Origin of the sequence: Sodalis sp. RH21, from assembly GCF_047324175.1 — a bacterium.
GTDB lineage: Bacteria > Pseudomonadota > Gammaproteobacteria > Enterobacterales > Enterobacteriaceae > Acerihabitans.
Map to the genome: position 1 here is coordinate 3,784,739 of NZ_CP178732.1, position 19,540 is coordinate 3,804,278.

The following is a 19,540-nucleotide window of genomic DNA, read 5'->3' on the forward strand; positions in this document are numbered from 1 at the left end:
CTTCTCCTGCATTATCATAATTAGGCCGATATCGTTAACGCGCTACCGATGGGAATATCGGCGGGTGTCTGGCCGGCGACGTGGACGGTGCCGGGATATTCCGCCTGGCTGGCGCCGTCGAAACGAATGGTGATATGGCCCAGTTCGCGCAAATTGGCGCCCGCCACATCGCCCACCGCCGTAATGGGAAATACCGTATCGGCCAGGGTCAGCGTCGCTCCGGCCCGCAGTTCCCCGCAGGTGTCGCCATGGCGGTGGATAAAACAATAGGATTCGATATCCTCCGGCGCCCCTTCGCGAAACGTGATCAGCATATTGTCGGCCAGCGATTCCCGGGCGTAATCACCGACCCGGGTGAAGGTGGTCTGGTAAATCGTGTTCATACGCACTCCTCGACATAATCAATTATTGATAAATAAAGCCCGAAACCGCCCAGGCCAGCAGCACGGTGGGCGCGCCGGTCAGGAACCGTCCTACCAGCACCGACGGGACCCCGACCCGCACCGTATCCTGCTTGGATTCGGCCAGCGACAATCCGACCGGGATGAAATCACAGGACGCCTGGGCGTTAATCGCAAACAGCGCCGGCAGCGCCAGATGGGGAGGAATATGTCCCTGGCCGATTTGCACGCCGACCAATACGCCAATCACTTGCGCGATAACCGCCCCTGGGCCGAGAAACGGCGAAAGCAGCGGAAAAGAGCAAATCAACGCCAGCGTCACCAGGCCAATCGGGCTGTTTGCCAGCGGCGTCAGGCCATGGGCGATAAAGTCCCCCAGCCCCGAGGCGATAATGATGCCGATAAGCGCGGAGACAAAAGCCATAAACGGCAGGATGGTTTTTAATACGGTATCGATGGTTTCACGCCCGGCTTGAAAGAACACCGCCACCACCGATCCCATGCCCATGCCCACCTTGGCCAGCAGCCCGTCGCTTTGTTCGGTGATTTTTTTGCCGGTGTCGTAGTCACGGCCGCGGGATGGACCGGCCGGTTCGGCGGCCGGCCGCGCGGTTTCGTCCCGGCATGCGGGCGGAAGGACCTCTTCAGCGGGAGACTCATTATCTTCCAGCAACCGGATATTTTTTTCCCTTACGCCCGAGACATAGATATCTGCCGAAATAAACTGCGCCAGCGGGCCTGAACGCCCGGTAGCGTGGATATTGACCGTAGGGATGCGCCGTTTGGGATAAATACCGCAACGCAGCGTGCCGCCGCAGTCGATAACCACCACGCCAATCTCAGCCTCGTCCGGCTCGCCTTCCTTAAATCCATCGACCGCCGGCCATCCCGTAAGCTCGCTTAAGCGATCCACGATCGCCGGGCGGGTGCCCGCCGTGATATAGACCACTTTTTTGCCCGGTATCGCTTCAATAACCAGGGGGCCGCCCCAGCCGCTTTCGCCTTTTTCGATACGAATAAACCTGTTCATCGCGTTCTCCTGGTATTACAACCGGACATGTTGATCGAGTTGGATATGCATTTTGCGTTCAAAAATCGAAGTGGTCAGATCGGTGACCCAGCCGCGGAAAAAATTGGTGAACATCCCCACCAGCAAATAGCTGACCGCCAGCGGCCCTAACGGTAAATTCAGCGTGGTCAATCCGTTGGCGATACCCAGATAAACAAACAACTCCCCGGGATTGATATGGGGAAACAGGCCGTTCATGGAGTGACAGCTATACGACGCGGCGGCGTAGTAGCTGGGTTTATATTTCTCCGGCATAAAACGCCCCAGGCTCAGGGTCATCGGATTACAAAATACAAAGGTGCCGATGATCGGCAGGAAAAAATAACGCGCCACCGGATTACCGGGAGCATTCATAATTCTGTGTCACGTTAAAAAATCACTACAACGTAATCACTTTATCGAGGCGACCCTCAAAATAAATCGCCAACTGGGACAATGTCAAATTCCAGCTCTGTATCGGCATTGTCCATTTTTCCTGTGCGTTCATTAACCCCAAATAAAGCAACTTCAACAGACTGTTTTCATTAGGGAATGCGCCTTTGGTTTTCGTCAGCTTTCTGAACTGACGGTGCACCGATTCAATTGCGTTTGTCGTGTATATCACCTTGCGGATCGTCGCCGGATACCGGAAGTAATGCGACAGATTATCCCATTTCCTTCGCCACGACTGGAGCACCACCGGGTACTGCTGACCCCATTTCGCCTCCAGCTCATCCAGCGCCGTTTCTGCCGCCTCCTTTGATACCGCCCGATACACCGGCTTCAGGTCAGCCATAAACGCCTTATGATGTTTTGATGCGACGTATTTTATCGAGTTACGGATCTGATGGATAACGCAGAGCTGGACTTCGGTATCCGGGTAAATGCTGTTTATCGCTTCCGGGAACCCCGTCAGGCCATCCACACAGGCAATCAGAATATCGTCCACGCCACGGTTTTGCAGATCGGTCAGCACCGATAGCCAGAAATTAGCGCCTTCATTTTCAGACAGATACAGGCCCAGGATCTCTTTTTTGCCTTCCAGATTCAGCGCGAGAACCGTGTAAACCGCTTTGCTTTGATAACGTCCGTCTTCGCGGATTTTATAGTGGATCGCATCCAGCCAGACGAAGGGGTATACCGCCTCCAGTGGGCGCTGTTGCCATTGTTTTAACTCAGGAATAACTTTATCGGTGACAGCACTAATCGTGGCGCTGGATACGCTAAAAGCGTATAAATCTTCGATTTCCTGGCTGATATCTTTGTAGCTCATGCCGAGTGCGAACATGCGGATGATCTTGCGTTCGATCTCATCGGACAGCGTGGTCTGATGCTTCTTCACCAGTTGAGGTTCAAAAGAGCCGTTACGGTCGCGGGGAGTGGCGAGTTCAAAAGCACCGGTTGGCGATTTAACTGTCTTTTTGGTCGAACCGTTTTTACGGTTAGCGGCAATATCCTGAGCGAGATGAGAATCCAGCTCAGCAGCCAGCGCTGCTTCCGTTAACTGTTTGATTAATGGAGTTAATATTCCATCTTTTCCCGTTAGGGCTTGGCCATCCTGAAGTGCTTTCAGGGCTTTATCAAAATCGAAGGGCTGGGACATGTATCATTCCTTTTTGTCGGTATTTTACTGGAATGACACAGAATTTCTAACACTCCCGGATTACCCGCGCAGCGCTGGGCCAAACGTTCGATTCTGCTCTGCCCTACAAATACGATCAGGGCATTCATTATGACCAACAGGCTGATAAGCAGCGGAAGAATACCGGTGACCATGCCGACAAACACCGTTCCTCCTTTTTGAAATAAGCCGATAAACCATTCGGCTCCGTGGGCTATCACATCAATCATTTTTATCTCCATTCAATGCGTATAAGTGGATAAGTGCCCTTGTCGTCACGCGTTTCGCGTTCTTTCGCTACTTAAGATATCCGGGATGAAGTCGGCTTTATTAGATGCACATCACATTATGAAAGATTTATCTTTTGAAATAAACGTAAACTTATTATTTTTCTTTCTAAATGAAATAAATTTATTTCATATTTAATACTGACAACCCAGGAAGAGTAGTGGGAATGGCGATCGAGGAAAGCAGGACAGGGAGAGCGGCCCAGGGGCAACGCCGCGCTGGCCGGGAGATCGTAATCGGCGGGTATGGCGCGCGCCGCCGGCAGCGTTTTGTGACCGTCTTCATTTAAGGCTTTGCTTATGCCGCAAATTCTTAGCCACGGCTCGTGCACATGCCAGAAGAAGCCCCCGGGGCGACGCCTTATACTGCGTAGAAGGCATGTTATTCGTTACATTACTGTGGAAAAACCATGAAAACCAAAGACATTCAAATCCTCATCGTGAGCTCGCTACCCCCGGCCATGCTCGATCAATTTGAACAATTATTTCATGTGCATAAATTATGGCTGCACGACGATAAACCAGCCTATCTGGCCGAACACGGGCCGTTTATACGCGGCGCCGTGACCCGGGGGGGCAGCGGCATTGCCAGCGAGGTCATCAACGCGCTGCCGGCCCTGGAAATCATCTCCAGTTTCGGCGTGGGGGTGGACGCCATCGATCTTGAGCTGGCCAGGCAGCGGGGCATCCACGTGGCCAATACCCCGATGGTGCTCAATGAATGCGTGGCCGATACCGCGCTGGCGTTAATGCTGTGCGTATCCCGCCGGATTTGCGAAGCGGATCGGTATGCCCGCGCCGGCGCCTGGCTTAAATCCCCCTTCCCCGGGGCCATGCGTATGAGCGGCAAAATCTGCGGTATCGCCGGACTGGGCAATATCGGTCATGAAGTGGCAAAGCGGGCGCAAGGTTTTGGCATGACCATCCATTATTACGATCCCAAACTCGCCGCCGATCCGGATTTCATACGTTTCGATACGCTTACGGCGCTGGCTGAATCCTGCGATTTTCTGGTATTAACCCTGCCCGGCGGCGAAAAAACGCTGCATATCGTTAATGCCGAAGTGCTCGCCGCCCTCGGGGAAAACGGCATTTTGATTAATATCGCCCGCGGATCGGTGGTGGACACCCAAGCGCTGATCGACGCCCTGGCCAATAAGCAAATTTACGGTGCCGGCCTGGATGTCTTTGAGCATGAGCCCGAGATCCCGCCGGAACTGTTCGCTTATGACAATGTGGTGTTATTGCCCCATGTCGCCAGCAATACCGTGGAGACGCGCAACGATATGGCCAACTTGACCATCAACAATATAAAAAATTATTTTACCGACGGTTCCGTTGTCACGCGGGTAAAACTGCATAGATAATTAAGGTTTTTTTAAAATTAAGATATAACTCATGGAGGCCGCCAGAACCCGCGCCCACGCCCTGCGGGCGGGCTTGTTCGCGGCAACGCGGCCCGATCGATGTAACGATACCCCAGAAATCCTTCCGCGCCCGCGGAAGGGTTCTTCCCAAGTCCGTCATTACATGTAAAACTGAACTTGTAACATTGAACTTGTCAAGTTCAACTAGCTAACTTGGTCATGTCGGCCCCGTCCCAGGTTTTGCCGCCCGCCGGAGCCATCGATAATTACTATTGGCTGCGTTATGCCTGTCCAATTGTTTGGCGCGATCGATAATGAAAACTTCCAGCATCAAGGTTCTACTGGTTGAAGACGACGAGTCCATGCGCTTGGAGTTTGAATCCATGATAATGAGCCATCCCAAGCTTACCCTGGCGGGAAGCGTGGCGACGCTGGCCGACGCATGGGTGCTGCTAAGCCATACCTCTCCGGATGTCGCGATTATCGATTTGGGCCTGCATGACGGCGACGGTATCGAATTGATCAAGTCATTGCAGCAACGCGGCTCAGCCACCGCGGTTCTGGTAGCCACTATTTTCGGCGACGAGGCCCATGTGATCCGCGCCATCGAGGCCGGCGCCCGGGGTTATCTGCTCAAAGATACCTCCATTGACGATTTTGCGCGGGCGGTGGAATTGGTGCACGACGGCGGCGCGCCTTTATCGCCGCAAATAGCCCGCCATCTGCTTAAACGGTTCGAACCGGTGGGAAAATCGCCGGCCCCTCCCCGGCCCGATACGCTCACCGCGCGCGAAGTGGATATTCTGCGCCATATATCCCAAGGCTTTACCGTCGCGGAATCGGCACGCATGATGAATATATCCAACCATACCGTGGCCACTCATATTAAAAATATCTACAGCAAACTGGCGGTGCATAACCGGGTTGAAGCCATTATCCAGGCCCGGAACCAGGGCCTGATTTAATGGACCCGGTCTTGCGGCGGCAATGGGCCTGGACGATCCTGTGTTGCGCGCTGGTGCTCTGGGGAATACTCTGGGGCATAGCCCCGCCCAGCGCGGCGGCCCCCCTGCGTCCCGACGAAACGCGGCTACTGACCGCCGCGGATTTTATTATCTCCAGCCAGCAGACCCCGCCCGCCTTGGCGGGCACGCAGGTGGCGCTGCCGGACAACTGGCGCCTGCGCGTCCCCGCCCTGGGCGGTTTCGCCTGGTATCGTATGCGCTTCCAACTGGCCGAACTTCCACAAGAGCCGCTGGCGCTCTATTTGCCCCATTTATCGGTGGCCGGCGAGGTGTGGCTTAACGGTTCGCTGCTCAATCCGGGCGTGCGTTTCGGCAGCCCCGGCGGCGGGCGCGGTCGTGAACGAATAGCGCCGATGAACGATAAGCCGCTGTATCTCGTGCTGCCGGCCGGTTTATTCCATATCGGCGACAATCAGCTCGCCGTGTTGCTGCGGGGCGATCCCGCGCTGCGCAGCGGGCTGTCAGCCATCCGCCTCGGACCCGCGCTGCCCTTGCAGCAGCAGTGGTTCAAGCGCTATCTCGTCCAGGAAATCACCCCCTATATTATCCTGGTGCTGATCGCCGGCTCGCTGTGTTTCCTGGTGGCCTATACCTGGCGGCAGCGCCGGCTGTTTATCATTCAGTTCGCGCTGCTGATCTCGCTTGCCGCCTGCTTGTCCTATATGGCCAATCTGGCCATCTCGCTGGGAGCCCAGGAAGCCCTGCGGGTGCTGATCACCACCACGATGTATTGGGCGCTGTGCGTGGCCGGCTACCGGCTTTCCGGCGCGCGGCTGCCGTGGTTTCCGCCCCTGCTCCATGGCCTGACCCTGGCAACCCTGGCCACCACCCTTATCGTGATGGGCCTGGGCATGGCCACCGACCGCATCTGGCTGTTTACCTGGCCCCACGTGCTGTTGCGCCTGGTTCCCATTGCCCTGCTGCTGCGCCTGGGCTGGCGCCAGCGCTCGTTGAAATACTCCGCCCTGGCCCTGACGGCGCTGCTCTGGACCATCACGGTGGCCCAGTCGTATCTGATTATCATGGAGGCGCTGCCATGGGATAGTTTTCGCTGGAGCTTCGCCGGCGCGCTGCCTTTTTGCATTGTTTTAATTTATTTTTTTGCCGAGCGGTTTATTATCGATCGCGAAGTCAGCCAGTTGGAGAAGCGGGCGGCCATCGTGGCCGAACGATCGCGAATCTTGCAGGATATGCACGACGGCATGGGCGCGCAGCTGATTACCGCCCTGCGCCTGGCGCGGCGGGCGGGCGCCGACCCCGCTGAGCTGGCGCGCCATATTGAAGAATCACTCCAGGACCTGCGTTTAATCATCGACTCGCTGGATTTGACCGAACAGGATTTATTGCCGCTGCTGGGCAATTTGCGTTTTCGGCTCGAACCCCGCCTGCGGGCGCTGGGCATCGAGCTGGTGTGGGATGTCGCCCCCATTCCGCCCCTGCCGTATCTGACGCCGGAATCCGCCTTGTCCATCCTGCGGATCGTGCAGGAAGCCATCAATAATGCGCTGCAACACGCCCAGCCCTCCCGCATTCTGATTGCGGTCAAACCCGCCGGCGAAGAGGTCGTCATCAGGGTGGCGGACGATGGCAGCGGCGGCATTCCCCTGGACGTCAGGCCCGGGTCCCGCGGCCTGGCGGGCATGCATAACCGCGCCAGCAAGCTGGGCGTGGCGCTAACGGTGCGCGACAGCGCGCAAGGTACCGAAGTGATGCTGCAACTTCCGCGCCGTATGTGATGTTCCCCCCCGCAGAATACCGTAAACAGGGTATGTATCACCCGCTTGAATTCCGTACACTCTTTGGCAACAGCGTAGGATTTCCCAGCTATGACTGGTAAACACTGTTATACCAACTTTTGACACACAGCGATTGAAATAACGTAATTATTCCAGGGGAATAAAATGCAAATCATATTACCTGTTGTAGGTTTAATCTTGCTGATTGCGTTAATGGTTTTTTCATTACTGATGCATCAGAAAAATAAAAGCAAAACAAGATTGCCTAATAGATATTCAGAAATACGCGCCAAAAAAAGGCTGCGGCTTTTCCATTAAACTAGCGGCAATGGCATCTGCGATTAAACTGTCACGCTTGACCCCGGCGCTGGCGTGATAGTTTGTATTGCCGCCCGGCTTTTTATTTCCCCGCGGTTTATCCCCCGGCTTGGCCATTCGGCCGCCGGCCCGCCAAGACTTATTAACCACCCCGACGTTCCCGACGGAATCTTTGCGGCCCGGCAGGATAGCCGGCCGGTTCGGCCCTTGGAAACGCCCCTATCCGGTATCATCGATCGCGCCCATTTACGCTTACAGCAGCGCCCCGGCCCGCAAGGGTCGATATCATCCGTGTAAAATGCAATGATTTGCAGGGTAGCGTTCCGGCTTCAGTTTCCTTAAGATGAAGCCTGGGCAAACCGTCGGTTATATCTTCTGCGGCGCATTTGCGGTGCGCGCGGGTGACCGGCGGGCCGGATAGGGGTCGCGTCCGGCGGCAAAATAATTTGGTGATGGCAAAAAGGTTTGGCCCGCATTGGCGATCAAAGGTATCGCGGTGCCGGGTGATGGAACATTTTGCGGTATATTTTTCTTATAGGGCTCACATTAATGGAAACGATTCTCAGGCATCTCCCGGTTAACCAACGAGTGGGTATCGCCTTTTCCGGCGGTCTTGACACCAGCGCCGCGCTGCTTTGGATGCGCCAGAAAGGGGCGGTGCCTTATGCCTATACCGCCAATCTGGGGCAGCCGGATGAAGAGGATTACGACGCGATCCCCCGTAAAGCCTTGGCCTACGGCGCGGAAAAAGCCCGGTTGATCGACTGCCGCAAGCAGTTGGTGGCGGAAGGCATCGCCGCGCTGCAATGCGGCGCGTTTCATAATAGCACCGCCGGAGTGACTTATTTCAACACCACGCCCCTGGGCCGCGCCGTAACCGGCACCATGCTGGTCGCCGCCATGAAAGAAGACGGCGTCAATATCTGGGGCGACGGCAGCACCTATAAAGGTAACGACATTGAGCGTTTTTACCGCTACGGCCTGCTGACCAACGCCGACCTGAAAATCTACAAGCCCTGGCTGGACACCGATTTCATCGACGAACTGGGCGGACGCCATGAAATGTCCGAGTTTATGGCCCAGGCCGGGTTCGATTACAAAATGTCGGCGGAAAAAGCCTACTCCACCGACTCCAACATCCTGGGGGCGACCCACGAAGCCAAGGAACTCGAATTCCTGAACTCCAGCGTTAAAATCGTCAATCCCATCATGGGCGTCAAATTCTGGGACGACAACGTGCGCGTGCCGGCGGAAGAAGTTACGCTGCGATTCGAGCGCGGCCTGCCCGTGGCCATCAACGGCGTCGCGTTCGGCGATCAGGTAGAACTGATGCTGGAAGCCAACCGGGTCGGCGGCCGCCACGGCCTGGGCATGAGCGACCAGATTGAAAACCGCATCATCGAAGCCAAAAGCCGCGGGATCTATGAAGCCCCGGGAATGGCGTTGCTGCACATCGCCTACGAACGTTTGGTGACCGGCATCCATAACGAAGACACCATCGCCCAGTACCATGCCAATGGCCGCCAACTGGGCCGTTTGCTGTATCAGGGTCGCTGGTTCGACTCCCAGGCGCTGATGCTGCGCGACTCGTCGCAGCGCTGGATCGCCAGTGAAATTACCGGCGAGGTTACCCTTGAGCTGCGCCGCGGCAATGATTATTCCATACTGAACACCGTATCGGATAACCTGACCTATATGCCGGAGCGCCTGACCATGGAAAAAGGCGATTCCGTTTTCTCGCCGGAAGACCGTATCGGCCAGTTAACCATGCGCAACCTGGATATCGCCGATACCCGGGAAAAGCTGATTAACTATATGAGCACCGGCCTGCTGTCCCCCGCCGACAACAGCGGTTTGCCGCAGTTGCAGGATAAAAGCGGCAAATAAGCCCATGATATTTACTGATAGCGGGTGCTGGATTATCAGCGCTCGTTATCAGCCGCGCCGCCTGGCCGGCCAGCCCGTCTTTCCAGACCTCCGCTATTATCGCCCGCATTTCCCCCGGCCAAATACCTTTACCTGAAACCCGATTTATTTTACTCGGCCCCTCTTTCACGGTATTAAGATAATAAATTTTCACTACCCTGAACGGACAACATGACGATTAATACAACAACGCCGGTTATAACGGCGGCACCCAGACTCCTGGCCACTTTCAGCGCGGCTATCGGCAATGCCGTAAGCAATAATATTTCCATGGTTCGCCCCGGTACCTGGCTGAATAAACTTTATAATATATCTAATAGTAATATTACCTCATCGTGTATCTCTGCAATTAATTCAAACAGCGGCCAACACTCCGGATTGATAACCATCCCGGCCCGGCTGTCGCCGGCCGCGCCGAATGCCGGATTCCCTGCACCGGCGGAGGTGTTCCCGGACCTTCTGCCCGTACGTGCGATGACCCCGCGGGGCGGCGCCGCGGTTGATGCAGACGCGGGGCCGGAATCCGGTCGTTTCAGCCTGTGCGACGGCTTTGACGATCTGGGCGACATCGACATTGCGGATTGGCCGGCGGCCCCGGCGCGCGCGTCGGCGACATACGTTAACCTGCGGCAGCCGGATAAATCGCCGCCGCCGGTTTATCCTGGCGCGGCCGCGCCCAAAGCACAATACGCCCAGGCGCTGAAAACGTTTATTACCGGTTCGCTGCTCAATGAGGTCAACCGCGCCGGCCGCGCGCCGCTGTGGCTAAGGCCCTTCGCCGCCGTCTGCGGCTGGCTGGGGGTGCACGGCGTAGGCCAGACCAACTGCATGTCTTGCGCTACGGCGGTAGCCGATACCGTTAAACAGGGCATGGTGCATTACGCCCATCCGGCTCTGCGCGGCGGCACCCATAGCCAATTCGCGACCTTGCGGGACGCGGCAGGGACGCTGCTGTCCTCCAGCGGGGAGCTGGCGGCCAGGCTGCTGGCCGAGCGCGGCGATCTCAACGGCGTATTGACCATCACCCGCCCGCGGTCGTGGTGGCGCCGGGTGTTCAGTCCGGTGGACGGCCATGCCTGCAACCTTATCAAGACCGGGCGCACCCTGCATTTGCTTGATACCCAGAAAAAAATCTACGTCACCGTGGATATCCCGGCGGGAGCCGCGGCGCTGGAGCTTGCCCTGGGCCGGTTTATCGGCGCCGCGGCGCGCCATGACGGCAGCCTGCGACTGGATAATGTCGGTTTTTGATCGGATGCCGCAGGCTAACGACTGCGGCTGGGATTTCGCCCCCGGCGCGAGTCTCTTGCAATTCAGCCAATGAGAAGTACTATCAATAACATCGCTACTCCATTCCCTGACTGGTGTTTATGGCTGAACAATCCGCCCATCCTGAGATCGCCACCGGCTGCTGCATTGTCGGCGGCGGTCCCGCGGGCCTCATGCTGGGGTATCTGCTCGCGCGGGCGGGCGTCAAGGTCACGGTGCTGGAGAAGCACCCGGACTTTCTGCGGGATTTCCGCGGCGATACCATCCATCCCTCGACGCTGCAAATCATGCATCACCTCGGGCTGTTGGAGGACTTTCTCACCCTCCCCCACCAGCGGGTGGAGCAACTGCGCGGCGAATTTCACGGAGAAACCGTTACCCTGGCGGATTTTTCCCGCCTGCCGACCCGCTGTAAATTTATGGCGCTGATGCCGCAGTGGGATTTCCTGGCGTTTTTGGCGCAAAAAGCCGAAGCCCTGCCCCATTTCACCCTGCTGCGCGCCACTACCGCCGTGCGGCTGCTCAGCGCCGGCGGTACGGTGCGCGGCGTGGTGGCGCAGCGTCCGGACGGCTTAGCGCTGCATATCCACGCCGCGCTGGTGGTGGGCACCGACGGCCGGCAGTCCATGGTGCGCACGGCGGCCAATCTGCCCCGCCGCGAGTTCGGCGCGCCCAGGGACGTGGCGTGGTTCAAACTGCCGAAACAGCCGGATGATGACCACCATGCCAGCGGACACGGCGGCCCGAAAAATAATTTTATCATGCTCGATCGGGGTGAATACTGGCAGTGCGGCTATAGCATCGATAAAGGCAGCTTTGAGCCGCTGCGCCGGCAGGGGCTGGCGGCGTTTTTGCAGCGGGTGGCGCAGGCCGGGCCGTTTAGCCACCAGCGCCTGAGCGGCGCGGTAACGGATTGGCGGCAGATTAAGTTATTGGTGATCCGCATCGACCGCCTGGAACGGTGGGCGGCGCCCGGCGTATTATGTATCGGCGATGCCGCCCATGCCATGTCGCCCATCGGGGGCGTGGGCGTCAACCTGGCCATTCAGGATGCGGTGGCGACGGCGAATCTTCTCACCGCCCCGCTGCTGCGCGGCGCGGTGACCCTGGGCCAGTTAAACCGGGTGCAGCGCCGCCGCCGGTTCCCCACCTGGGCGTTGCAGTCGCTGCAAATCATGCTGACCGGCAAAAATAATCCCCCCCGCGATCCCGCGCGCAAACCGTCCGCCATCGGCGGCTGGATGCGCCGCCGGCGCTGGGTTCCATTTCTTACCGGGCGCATCATCGGCCTGGGGTTTCGCGGCGAAATCCCGCGCGCCGCGCGCTAAGTTACTTAAGGAGTCCCCATTGGACGCTGGCGAATATATGCTTCCCGGCATGCTGATCCGCGATCGGCTGTTCGACGTGCCCCTGGATTGGTCCAGGCCCGGCGACGGCCGCACTATCCAGGTTTTCGCGCGCGAAGTGGTCGACCCCGCCCGCCGCGACGCCCCCCTGCCCAAGCTGGCGTTCCTGCAGGGCGGGCCGGGCGGCAAAGCGCCGCGCCCGGCCGGCGGCGGCACCGTCTGGCTACAGGAAGCGTTGAAAACCCACCGGGTCATCTTGATCGATCAGCGCGGCACGGGGCGCAGCACCCGCATTGAAACCGCCACCATGGCCGGATTCGCGGATGACGGCGCGGCGGCCGATTATCTCTGGCTGTTTCGCGCCGATAGCATTGTGCGCGACTGTGAACATATCCGCGGCGCCCTGTACGGCGATGAGCGCTGGGAAACCCTGGGCCAGAGCTACGGCGGTTTTATCACCCTGAGCTATCTGTCGCTGGCGCCCCAAGGGCTGGCGGCCTGCTACGTCACCGGCGGCCTGAGCGGCCTCGATGCCGGCGCCGAGGATGTCTACCGCCTTACCTACCCGCGGGTGGCGGCCAAAAATGCCCGCTACTATCAGCGTTATCCCGCCGACCGGGCGCGCATCGCCCGCCTGGCCGACCATATCGCCGCCAACGACGTGCGGCTGCCGGACGGCGACCGGCTCAGCGTGCGGCGCCTGCAAACCCTGGGCATCGGTTTTGGCATGGCCGCGGGTTATGACAGCCTGCACTGGCTAATCGATGAAGCGTTCAGCGATGCGGGGGAAACCCGGCTAGCGGATCATTTCCTCGCTTCCGTCATGACGCTGACCTCATTTGACGACAATCCGCTGTTCGCGGTACTGCATGAAATGATCTATGGCCATGGCGATGAAGCCGCCAATTGGGCCGCCGAGCGGGTGCGCGCCGAATTCGGCGATTTTGACCCGGGCCGGCGTCCCCTGCTGTTTACCGGTGAAATGATATATCCCTGGATGTTCAGCGAAATCCGATCGCTGCGGCCGTTCCAGGGCGCGGCCAACGCCCTGGCCGGGCGCGCCGGCTATCCGCCGCTGTATGACCCGGCCATCCTGGCGGCCAATGAGGTGCCGGTGGCGGCGGCTATCTATCATGAGGATATGTATGTGGATGCCGGCCTGTCGCTGGATACCGCCGGCCGGGTCGGCAATCTGCAAACCTGGGTAACCAATGAATACCAGCATGACGGCGTGCGGCAATCGGCGGCGGTGCTGCGCCGCCTGCTGGATAATATCCGCCAGCGCGGCGGCGCCCGGCGGTGAATCAGGGCTTGGGGTATTGCCTGCGGTAAACGTTATGATCCACATAACAATCGCCGATTTTCTCCGCCCGCACCTGGCGGTAATCGAACTCGAAACCCAGGCGCTGGGCCAGGCGGTTGCTGGCCCGGTTGGACACCCCGCAGCGGATGATAAACGTATCCAGCCGGTCCGCTGCGGCATACCAGTCCATTAACGCCGCGACCGCCGTGGACATCACGCCCCGGCCTTCGTGCCGGGCCGCCAGCCAATACCCTATCTCCGCCTGCTTATCGTTGATCGTATTATACGAGAGGATACCGGCGAGCTCTTCATCCCAGCGCAGGACGTAGACGGCGGATCGCCCCTCGGCGAAATCGGCGCGATTATGGCGGATATTGGCCAGGGTATCCTTGACGTCATTGATCAGCCGCGGCCAGGAGAGATGGCGGCTCAGCCGCTCTTTTTCCAACTGCACCAGGGCAAAAAGATCCGCGGCATCGCTTTCTTGCTGCAATGAAAGCCGAAGGGAGGGAGGACATTTCAATTCACGGTAATCCATCATGCCGTCTCCGTTGGGTTACGCAATGTATTCTATTTTGTCGTCATTTCCGGCACCGGCGTCAACACCGGCCGGCCGGAAAAATGGCGTTTGAGGTTTTCCAGCACCCGCTCGAACATGGCCGCCTGCGCCTCGGGCGAGCGTCCCCCCACGTGCGGGGTCAGGATAATATTCTCCAGCGCCAGCAGCGCCGGCGGCACCGCCGGTTCGCCTTCGATCACATCCAGCGCGGCGCCGGCGATATGCCGGTGTTGCAAACTCTCGATTAGCGCATCGGTATCCACCACGCTGCCGCGGGAAATATTGATTAAAAAGCCCTGCGGGCCTAACGCCGCCAGCGCCTGGCGGTCGATCAGATGCCGGGTGCCCGCGCCGCCGGGGGTGCAGACCACCAGGAAATCCGCCCAACCCGCCAGTTCAGCGACGCTGGCGCAATACGTCAGATCGCTGTCCTGGCGTACGCTGCGGTTATGGTAAGCCACCGCCATATCGAATCCCAGCGCGCAGCGCCTGGCGATTTTTTCACCGATATGGCCCAACCCCAGTATCCCGACCCGCTTGCCGCTCAGCTGCGGCAGGAGCGCGCGGGAATGCCGCCACTGTCCCTGGCGCACCGCGCGGTCGAGGCCGGCGATATCGCGCACGATGGACGCCAGCAGCGCCATGGCATGATCGGCCACGGCGGTATCGTTGGTGCCCGAGCCGTTGGCCACCATAATGCCCCGTTCGCGGGCGGCCGCCAGATCGATTTTTTCATACCCCACGCCCTGGCAGCAGATAATGCGCAAATCAGGCAATGCCGCCATATCGGCCGCCGTCAGGCCGATGGAACCAATCGTCAGGACCGCCTGAACGCCCTGGCCCCCCTCGGCGGGCAGCAGCGGGCTGCGGTCGTTTTCCCTGAGCATCGGCAGCAGGCTGAAACCGGCCTGTTCAAATGCCGGGCGAAACGCGGCCGGAATATCGACATGAAGCAACAATGGAATGGACATGGTATTTAGCACTCATGATTTAACAAAAGTGATTGAATAATATAACCATACATTAGATATTTCCCGCGTAAAAGCATACGCATATTAATTTTAGATTACCGCAGTGGGATTATCCTCAGCGCAAAAAGCGTTGCTCCACCTCGCGCATCGCCGCATCCCCCTGTAGCTCGATAATCGCTTTCACCGTCGGCAAAGCGGCATCGACGTTATAAATACCCCCGTCCCGGCGAATTTGGGCAAACACCGACTGCATGGCTCCCACCGCGGCGCGGATGGCGTGGTTGCCATAAATAACCAGCCCCACCTTGCCCAAGTGTTCGATCGCCCGTTCGGTGAGCTGCGGATAGGCGGTGGGCACCAATACCAGCGGCGTATCATCCTGCCAGGCGGCGATAAAGCCCAGCACCTCATCGGGGGTGGATTGCCTGGAGTGAATTAAAATGGCATCCGCCCCCGCCGCGACATAAGCCCGCGCGCGGGACAGCGCTTCAACTTGGCCCAGCCCGGCGATCAGCGCCTCGGTGCGGGCGATAATCAGAAAATTCGCATCCCGGCGCGCGGCGCAGGCCGCGGCGATCTTGCCCGCGAATTCCTCGACCCGCACCAATTCCTGCCGGCCGTCGGGGCGCAGGCTGGTATCCTTGGGAAAGGTTTTATCCTCCATGACGACGGCGCTGACCCCGGCGGCCTCATATTGGGGGATAATCCAGGCGACATTCACGGCGTTGCCGAAACCGGTATCGATATCGGCGATAACCGGAATAGCCACGGCGGCGGCGATGGCGCGCATCATCTCCAGATGCGCGGACATGGAAAGAATATTGGCGTCCGGCACCGCATAACTGGCCGACAGCTCGAAACCGCTGCCCCAGATGGCATCAAAACCCGCCTGCTCGGCAAGCTTGGCCGCCAGGGGATTATGGGCCGCCATGGCATGGGTCAGCGCCGCATCGCGCAGTTTGGCGCCGAGTATTTGATTCTTATTCATCTGATGTCCTCTTGGGAAATTAGCCCTTTCGGGCGTCCTATCGTACCGCCGCCGGATCGACTATAGAATCGCGATAATCACCGCCAAATACTATGCTGCTAATCGGAGGCCATGTACAACATGATGAAGCCATTCAATTATCAACAGGATTTTGCCGCCCTGGATTTCCGTTTGCACCCCGAGCTGTATCAAGTCGGACGCGGCGAACAGGGCGTACTATTGGTACAGCCCTATAAAAACGAGATTCTGCCCCACTGGCGCTTTCGCGATGCCGGGGTCGCCCGGGAGTCGGCCGGGAAGATTTATGCGCTGTTTGAACAATACCGGCGGGAAGACGACTTCGTGGGCATGGATATGGCGCGCAAATTTATCCAGATGGGGTATACCCGCGCCCGGCGTTACGCCAATCATCAAGGGGGTAAAAAGTACGATGCCGCGGGCAAGGTACTGCCTTACATCGTCGATAAGCAAAAAGCCGACGCCGCCGCGGTATTCAAAGAGTACTGGGATCGATTGCGGGCGGATCGGGATTATCTGCAACGAAAAAAACGGCACCAGCGGCATTATGGCTGAGTCGGCGGCCGGAGTTGCCGCTTAGGGGATTTTGTGCCACTTTTTAATAACATTAAAAATAATTAGTTTTCTTTGCTCATTACATTGCTTATTTTACTTGGGAGAACCGCATGGAGACGTTAAGGAACCTTAACTTTTTCCGACTTATCACCTCGGGCGATTTTTGGCTTAATATCGCCATTATCATCGCCGCCACCATAATTATTTACTGGGTCATCTCCAAGGCCATTTTACTGGTCGGCCAGCGGGTCAAACAGTGGAGCACCGGCAAACACAGCGCCCTCTATCAGATGGCGGTGGAAATGCTCGATAACACCAAGCGGGTACTGATCCTGTTTACCGCATTTCTTATCAGCATGCGGTTTATCGAACTGCCGGGCACCTGGCACAGCGCCCTATCCCACGGCTGGTTCCTGGTATTCGCGATCCAAATCGCCCTGTGGCTGGACAGCGCCATTCATATCTGGTCGCAAAAGGTGGTGAACCAGCCGGGGGCGGTGCGCAATACCGTGACCATGGTGATCCTGGGCGTCATGCTGCGCTTGCTGATTTGGGCGCTGATGCTGTTGTCCATCCTCGGTAACGTAGGGGTGAATATCACCGCGCTGGTGGCGAGCCTGGGCGTCGGCGGCATCGCCATCGCCCTGGCGATCCAGACCGTGCTGAGCGACGTATTCGCATCGCTGGCCATCGGGTTCGATAAACCCTTTGTGATAGGCGATTTCGTGGTGTTTAACGATATCGCGGGCACCATTGAGCATATCGGCCTGAAAACCACCCGCATCCGCAGCCTGAGCGGCGAGCAAATCGTCTGCGCCAACGCCATTTTGCTCCAGCAGACCATCCATAATTATAAGCGTATGCAAACCCGCCGCATCGTCTTTACTTTCGGTTTGGCCTACTCGACCCCGCCGGAAAAACTGCGCGATGTGGGCCCCATGCTTAAAAGGATCATTGAGGAAATCGAAGAAACCCGTTTTGACCGGGCGCATTTTCTCTCCTTTGACAACTTTCGCCTCACTTATGAAGTGGTGCATATCGTCGCCAGCGCCGATTACAACAAATACATGGATATCCAGCAGGAGATAAACATCCGGTTAATGGAAGAGTTGGTAAAAATGGACATAAAATTGGCTATCCCCACGCAAAATATTTTATTTACCGAACCCGAGTTCCCGCAAATAAAAGTGCTGGAACCCGGCGCGCGGGATGCCGCGCCTGCCGAACCAGGGGAATCGCAGGCTGGATAACGGCCGGCGTGATTAAGCGAGGGATAAATAATTACCGGGCGCCGTAGTGTACGAAACGCCCGGTAGGAATGGTTAACTTAGCGATACAGCTGGGCATCGCCGGACCATCTGCTGGAGTCGCCGGAACTATCGAGGCCGATAATCCGGTAATAGGGAGCGTTCTCTTCGTTGGCTTTATGCCGCAGGGCGCGCGCCGCATCATCCGTCGACCCGGTTAAGCCGGACACCGATACTTCGCCGATGCTTTGATGCCCGGCGGCCTGCTCCTGGGTGATTTCCTGCGCCGCCATACTGGAGAACGAGACGCCGGCAATCATCGCTGCTACGAAATAAGACAATATCTTCATAACCCGATCCTCTAGTTTATTAATACATATTAAAGAATAGGGAAGATAACGTTAACCGCCAAGCTGCGTTTGTAACATAATCTGACCGCCGTGTTATATTTGCGCATTTTCACAAGCGTCCGCCGATGGTGCGATTGACGTTTTGGCTTTTTTTTTCATTAAAAAATATCCGTTTATCCACCTATGGTTTCATGGGCTGGGTTGCTGTCTTGCGCCGGTATAGATTATAAATATAAAGAATAGATATAATCGCTGACCGGATACGCATTTATCCAGGAATAAATAAAGATAACCTGACAAATATTGAAGGTCGGCGCTATTTCGCGGCGGCAACATTTCTGCTTACATTCCCTGATTGAAGATCCGCCAGAAAAATTCGATACTTAGCCACGATCCGGCGTTAATATCGTCCGGAATGTACGCCGGGCGGAAAAAAGGAGAACAATATGGACACCGAATTACTGCTGCGTATCGCCCTGGCCGGAGGATTAGGCGCGCTGATTGGAGTGGAACGCCAGCTGCGGGCCAAGGAAGCCGGTTTACGCACCCATATTTTAGTGTGTATCGGCAGCGCGATGTTTATGATTGTCTCGAAATATGGTTTTGCCGACCTGCTGGCGCAGGGGCATAATATCGCCCTCGATCCCAGCCGGATCGCGGCGCAGGTGGTCAGCGGCATCGGGTTCCTGGGCGCGGGCACCATTATGCTCAATAAACAATATGTCCGCGGCCTGACCACGGCGGCGGGCCTGTGGGTCACCGCCGCCATAGGGCTAATCGTCGGCAGCGGCATGTATGCCATCGGCATTTACGGCACCCTGATGACCCTGCTGGTGCTGGAAGGCATAAGGCAATTAAGCCGGCGGCTTATGGGCCAGCGTTATATCATCTCGCTCTCGCTTACCCCGGCCAGTATCGATTTGATTATGCCGGCATTAAAAAAGATGCGCATGCGGATAGTAAGATCGTCGGTTATACGCAGCGAAGATAAGAATAAGGATTGTAAAATGACGCTGGAAGTCATGCTGCACGCCCGCTATAAACCCACTGAAATCTACAACCAGCTATTGGGCATCGAAGGCCTGCATAAAATTGATATCCGCTGATACCAGTGGCCGCAGCGGCCGTTATGGCGTATCCGGCGCTGGCGCGGTCATTTATGCCGGCGCTATGCTGGCATAGTGCTGGCATAGTGCTGGCATAGT

Annotated in this window: 19 protein-coding genes and 2 pseudogenes; 10 read left to right on the plus strand and 11 right to left on the minus strand. The window is 57.5% G+C overall.

Annotation, left to right across the window (positions count from 1 at the left end; genetic code table 11):
- Nucleotides 1-20 precede the first annotated feature (20 nt).
- The 5 genes and pseudogenes from srlB to ACL2XP_RS17370 form a co-directional block, all read right to left on the minus strand.
- A complete protein-coding gene (srlB, locus tag ACL2XP_RS17350) occupies nt 21-383 on the minus strand; it encodes a PTS glucitol/sorbitol transporter subunit IIA (RefSeq protein ID WP_413734175.1) in 363 nt (120 codons plus the stop codon).
- A gap of 22 nt (nt 384-405) precedes the next feature.
- Nucleotides 406-1,431, minus strand: coding sequence for a PTS glucitol/sorbitol transporter subunit IIB (locus ACL2XP_RS17355; RefSeq protein WP_413734176.1), 1,026 nt, complete (start codon nt 1,429-1,431; stop codon nt 406-408).
- Between the two features lie 15 nt (nt 1,432-1,446).
- Nucleotides 1,447-1,815 (minus strand): annotated as a pseudogene (srlA, locus tag ACL2XP_RS17360) (glucitol/sorbitol-specific PTS transporter subunit IIC); the annotation flags it as partial.
- Between the two features lie 34 nt (nt 1,816-1,849).
- Complete coding sequence (locus ACL2XP_RS17365) at nt 1,850-3,052, minus strand: IS256 family transposase (protein ID WP_413734178.1); 1,203 nt, start codon at nt 3,050-3,052, stop codon at nt 1,850-1,852.
- A 56-nt stretch (nt 3,053-3,108) separates the two neighbouring features.
- Nucleotides 3,109-3,300, minus strand: a pseudogene (locus tag ACL2XP_RS17370) (PTS glucitol/sorbitol transporter subunit IIC); the annotation flags it as partial.
- A 467-nt stretch (nt 3,301-3,767) separates the two neighbouring features.
- Between ACL2XP_RS17370 and ACL2XP_RS17375 the strand changes: the two are divergent.
- The 3 genes from ACL2XP_RS17375 to ACL2XP_RS17385 all read left to right on the plus strand — a co-directional run bounded on the left by ACL2XP_RS17375 (nt 3,768) and on the right by ACL2XP_RS17385 (nt 7,485).
- Nucleotides 3,768-4,724, plus strand: a complete 957-nt coding sequence (locus tag ACL2XP_RS17375) for a 2-hydroxyacid dehydrogenase (RefSeq protein ID WP_413734180.1) — start codon at nt 3,768-3,770, stop codon at nt 4,722-4,724.
- Between the two features lie 314 nt (nt 4,725-5,038).
- The gene (locus tag ACL2XP_RS17380; RefSeq protein ID WP_413734181.1) at nt 5,039-5,689 is read left to right on the plus strand and encodes a response regulator; all 651 of its coding nucleotides are present in this window, start codon (nt 5,039-5,041) and stop codon (nt 5,687-5,689) included.
- Nucleotides 5,689-7,485 carry a sensor histidine kinase gene (locus ACL2XP_RS17385; protein WP_413734182.1) on the plus strand — a complete coding sequence of 599 codons (1,797 nt, stop codon included), beginning with the start codon at nt 5,689-5,691 and terminating at the stop codon, nt 7,483-7,485. Before ACL2XP_RS17380 ends, ACL2XP_RS17385 begins: the two co-directional genes overlap by 1 nt.
- A gap of 276 nt (nt 7,486-7,761) precedes the next feature.
- Here ACL2XP_RS17385 and ACL2XP_RS17390 read toward each other — a convergent pair whose 3' ends face one another.
- Entirely contained in the window at nt 7,762-7,920 is a 159-nt protein-coding gene (locus ACL2XP_RS17390) for a hypothetical protein (protein WP_413734183.1), read from the minus strand.
- A gap of 432 nt (nt 7,921-8,352) precedes the next feature.
- On the opposite strand from ACL2XP_RS17390, the gene argG reads away from it, so the two are divergent.
- Nucleotides 8,353-9,690, plus strand: coding sequence for an argininosuccinate synthase (argG, locus tag ACL2XP_RS17395; RefSeq protein WP_413734184.1), 1,338 nt, complete (start codon nt 8,353-8,355; stop codon nt 9,688-9,690).
- Between the two features lie 173 nt (nt 9,691-9,863).
- Here argG and ACL2XP_RS17400 read toward each other — a convergent pair whose 3' ends face one another.
- Nucleotides 9,864-10,001, minus strand: coding sequence for a hypothetical protein (locus ACL2XP_RS17400; protein WP_413734186.1), 138 nt, complete (start codon nt 9,999-10,001; stop codon nt 9,864-9,866).
- A gap of 106 nt (nt 10,002-10,107) precedes the next feature.
- Here ACL2XP_RS17400 and ACL2XP_RS17405 point away from each other — a divergent pair, with 106 nt between their 5' ends.
- From ACL2XP_RS17405 to ACL2XP_RS17415, 3 genes are all read left to right on the plus strand, one after another.
- On the plus strand, nt 10,108-10,980 hold the full coding sequence (locus ACL2XP_RS17405) for a hypothetical protein (RefSeq protein WP_413734187.1): 873 nt from the start codon (nt 10,108-10,110) through the stop codon (nt 10,978-10,980).
- 119 nt (nt 10,981-11,099) lie between these two features.
- Nucleotides 11,100-12,326, plus strand: coding sequence for an FAD-dependent oxidoreductase (locus ACL2XP_RS17410; RefSeq protein WP_413734188.1), 1,227 nt, complete (start codon nt 11,100-11,102; stop codon nt 12,324-12,326).
- 19 nt (nt 12,327-12,345) lie between these two features.
- Nucleotides 12,346-13,647, plus strand: a complete 1,302-nt coding sequence (locus tag ACL2XP_RS17415) for an alpha/beta fold hydrolase (RefSeq protein ID WP_413734190.1) — start codon at nt 12,346-12,348, stop codon at nt 13,645-13,647.
- Nucleotide 13,648: 1 nt separating this feature from the next.
- On the opposite strand, the gene ACL2XP_RS17420 is transcribed toward ACL2XP_RS17415, so the two are convergent.
- The 3 genes from ACL2XP_RS17420 to ACL2XP_RS17430 form a co-directional block, all read right to left on the minus strand.
- A complete protein-coding gene (locus ACL2XP_RS17420; protein ID WP_413734191.1) occupies nt 13,649-14,188 on the minus strand; it encodes a GNAT family N-acetyltransferase in 540 nt (179 codons plus the stop codon).
- Between the two features lie 29 nt (nt 14,189-14,217).
- Nucleotides 14,218-15,177 (minus strand): 2-hydroxyacid dehydrogenase, encoded by a 960-nt coding sequence (locus ACL2XP_RS17425; RefSeq protein ID WP_413734192.1) that lies wholly within the window; start codon nt 15,175-15,177, stop codon nt 14,218-14,220.
- 115 nt (nt 15,178-15,292) lie between these two features.
- Nucleotides 15,293-16,165 carry a phosphonopyruvate hydrolase gene (locus ACL2XP_RS17430; protein WP_413734193.1) on the minus strand — a complete coding sequence of 291 codons (873 nt, stop codon included), beginning with the start codon at nt 16,163-16,165 and terminating at the stop codon, nt 15,293-15,295.
- 123 nt (nt 16,166-16,288) lie between these two features.
- On the opposite strand from ACL2XP_RS17430, the gene ACL2XP_RS17435 reads away from it, so the two are divergent.
- The gene (locus ACL2XP_RS17435) at nt 16,289-16,738 is read left to right on the plus strand and encodes a DUF4385 domain-containing protein (protein ID WP_413739209.1); all 450 of its coding nucleotides are present in this window, start codon (nt 16,289-16,291) and stop codon (nt 16,736-16,738) included.
- A 110-nt stretch (nt 16,739-16,848) separates the two neighbouring features.
- Entirely contained in the window at nt 16,849-17,988 is a 1,140-nt protein-coding gene (locus ACL2XP_RS17440; RefSeq protein WP_413734194.1) for a mechanosensitive ion channel family protein, read from the plus strand.
- Between the two features lie 77 nt (nt 17,989-18,065).
- On the opposite strand, the gene ACL2XP_RS17445 is transcribed toward ACL2XP_RS17440, so the two are convergent.
- The gene (locus ACL2XP_RS17445) at nt 18,066-18,335 is read right to left on the minus strand and encodes a YdgH/BhsA/McbA-like domain containing protein (RefSeq protein ID WP_413734196.1); all 270 of its coding nucleotides are present in this window, start codon (nt 18,333-18,335) and stop codon (nt 18,066-18,068) included.
- Nucleotides 18,336-18,781: 446 nt separating this feature from the next.
- On the opposite strand from ACL2XP_RS17445, the gene ACL2XP_RS17450 reads away from it, so the two are divergent.
- Entirely contained in the window at nt 18,782-19,441 is a 660-nt protein-coding gene (locus ACL2XP_RS17450; RefSeq protein WP_413734198.1) for an MgtC/SapB family protein, read from the plus strand.
- Nucleotides 19,442-19,540: the final 99 nt, after the last annotated feature.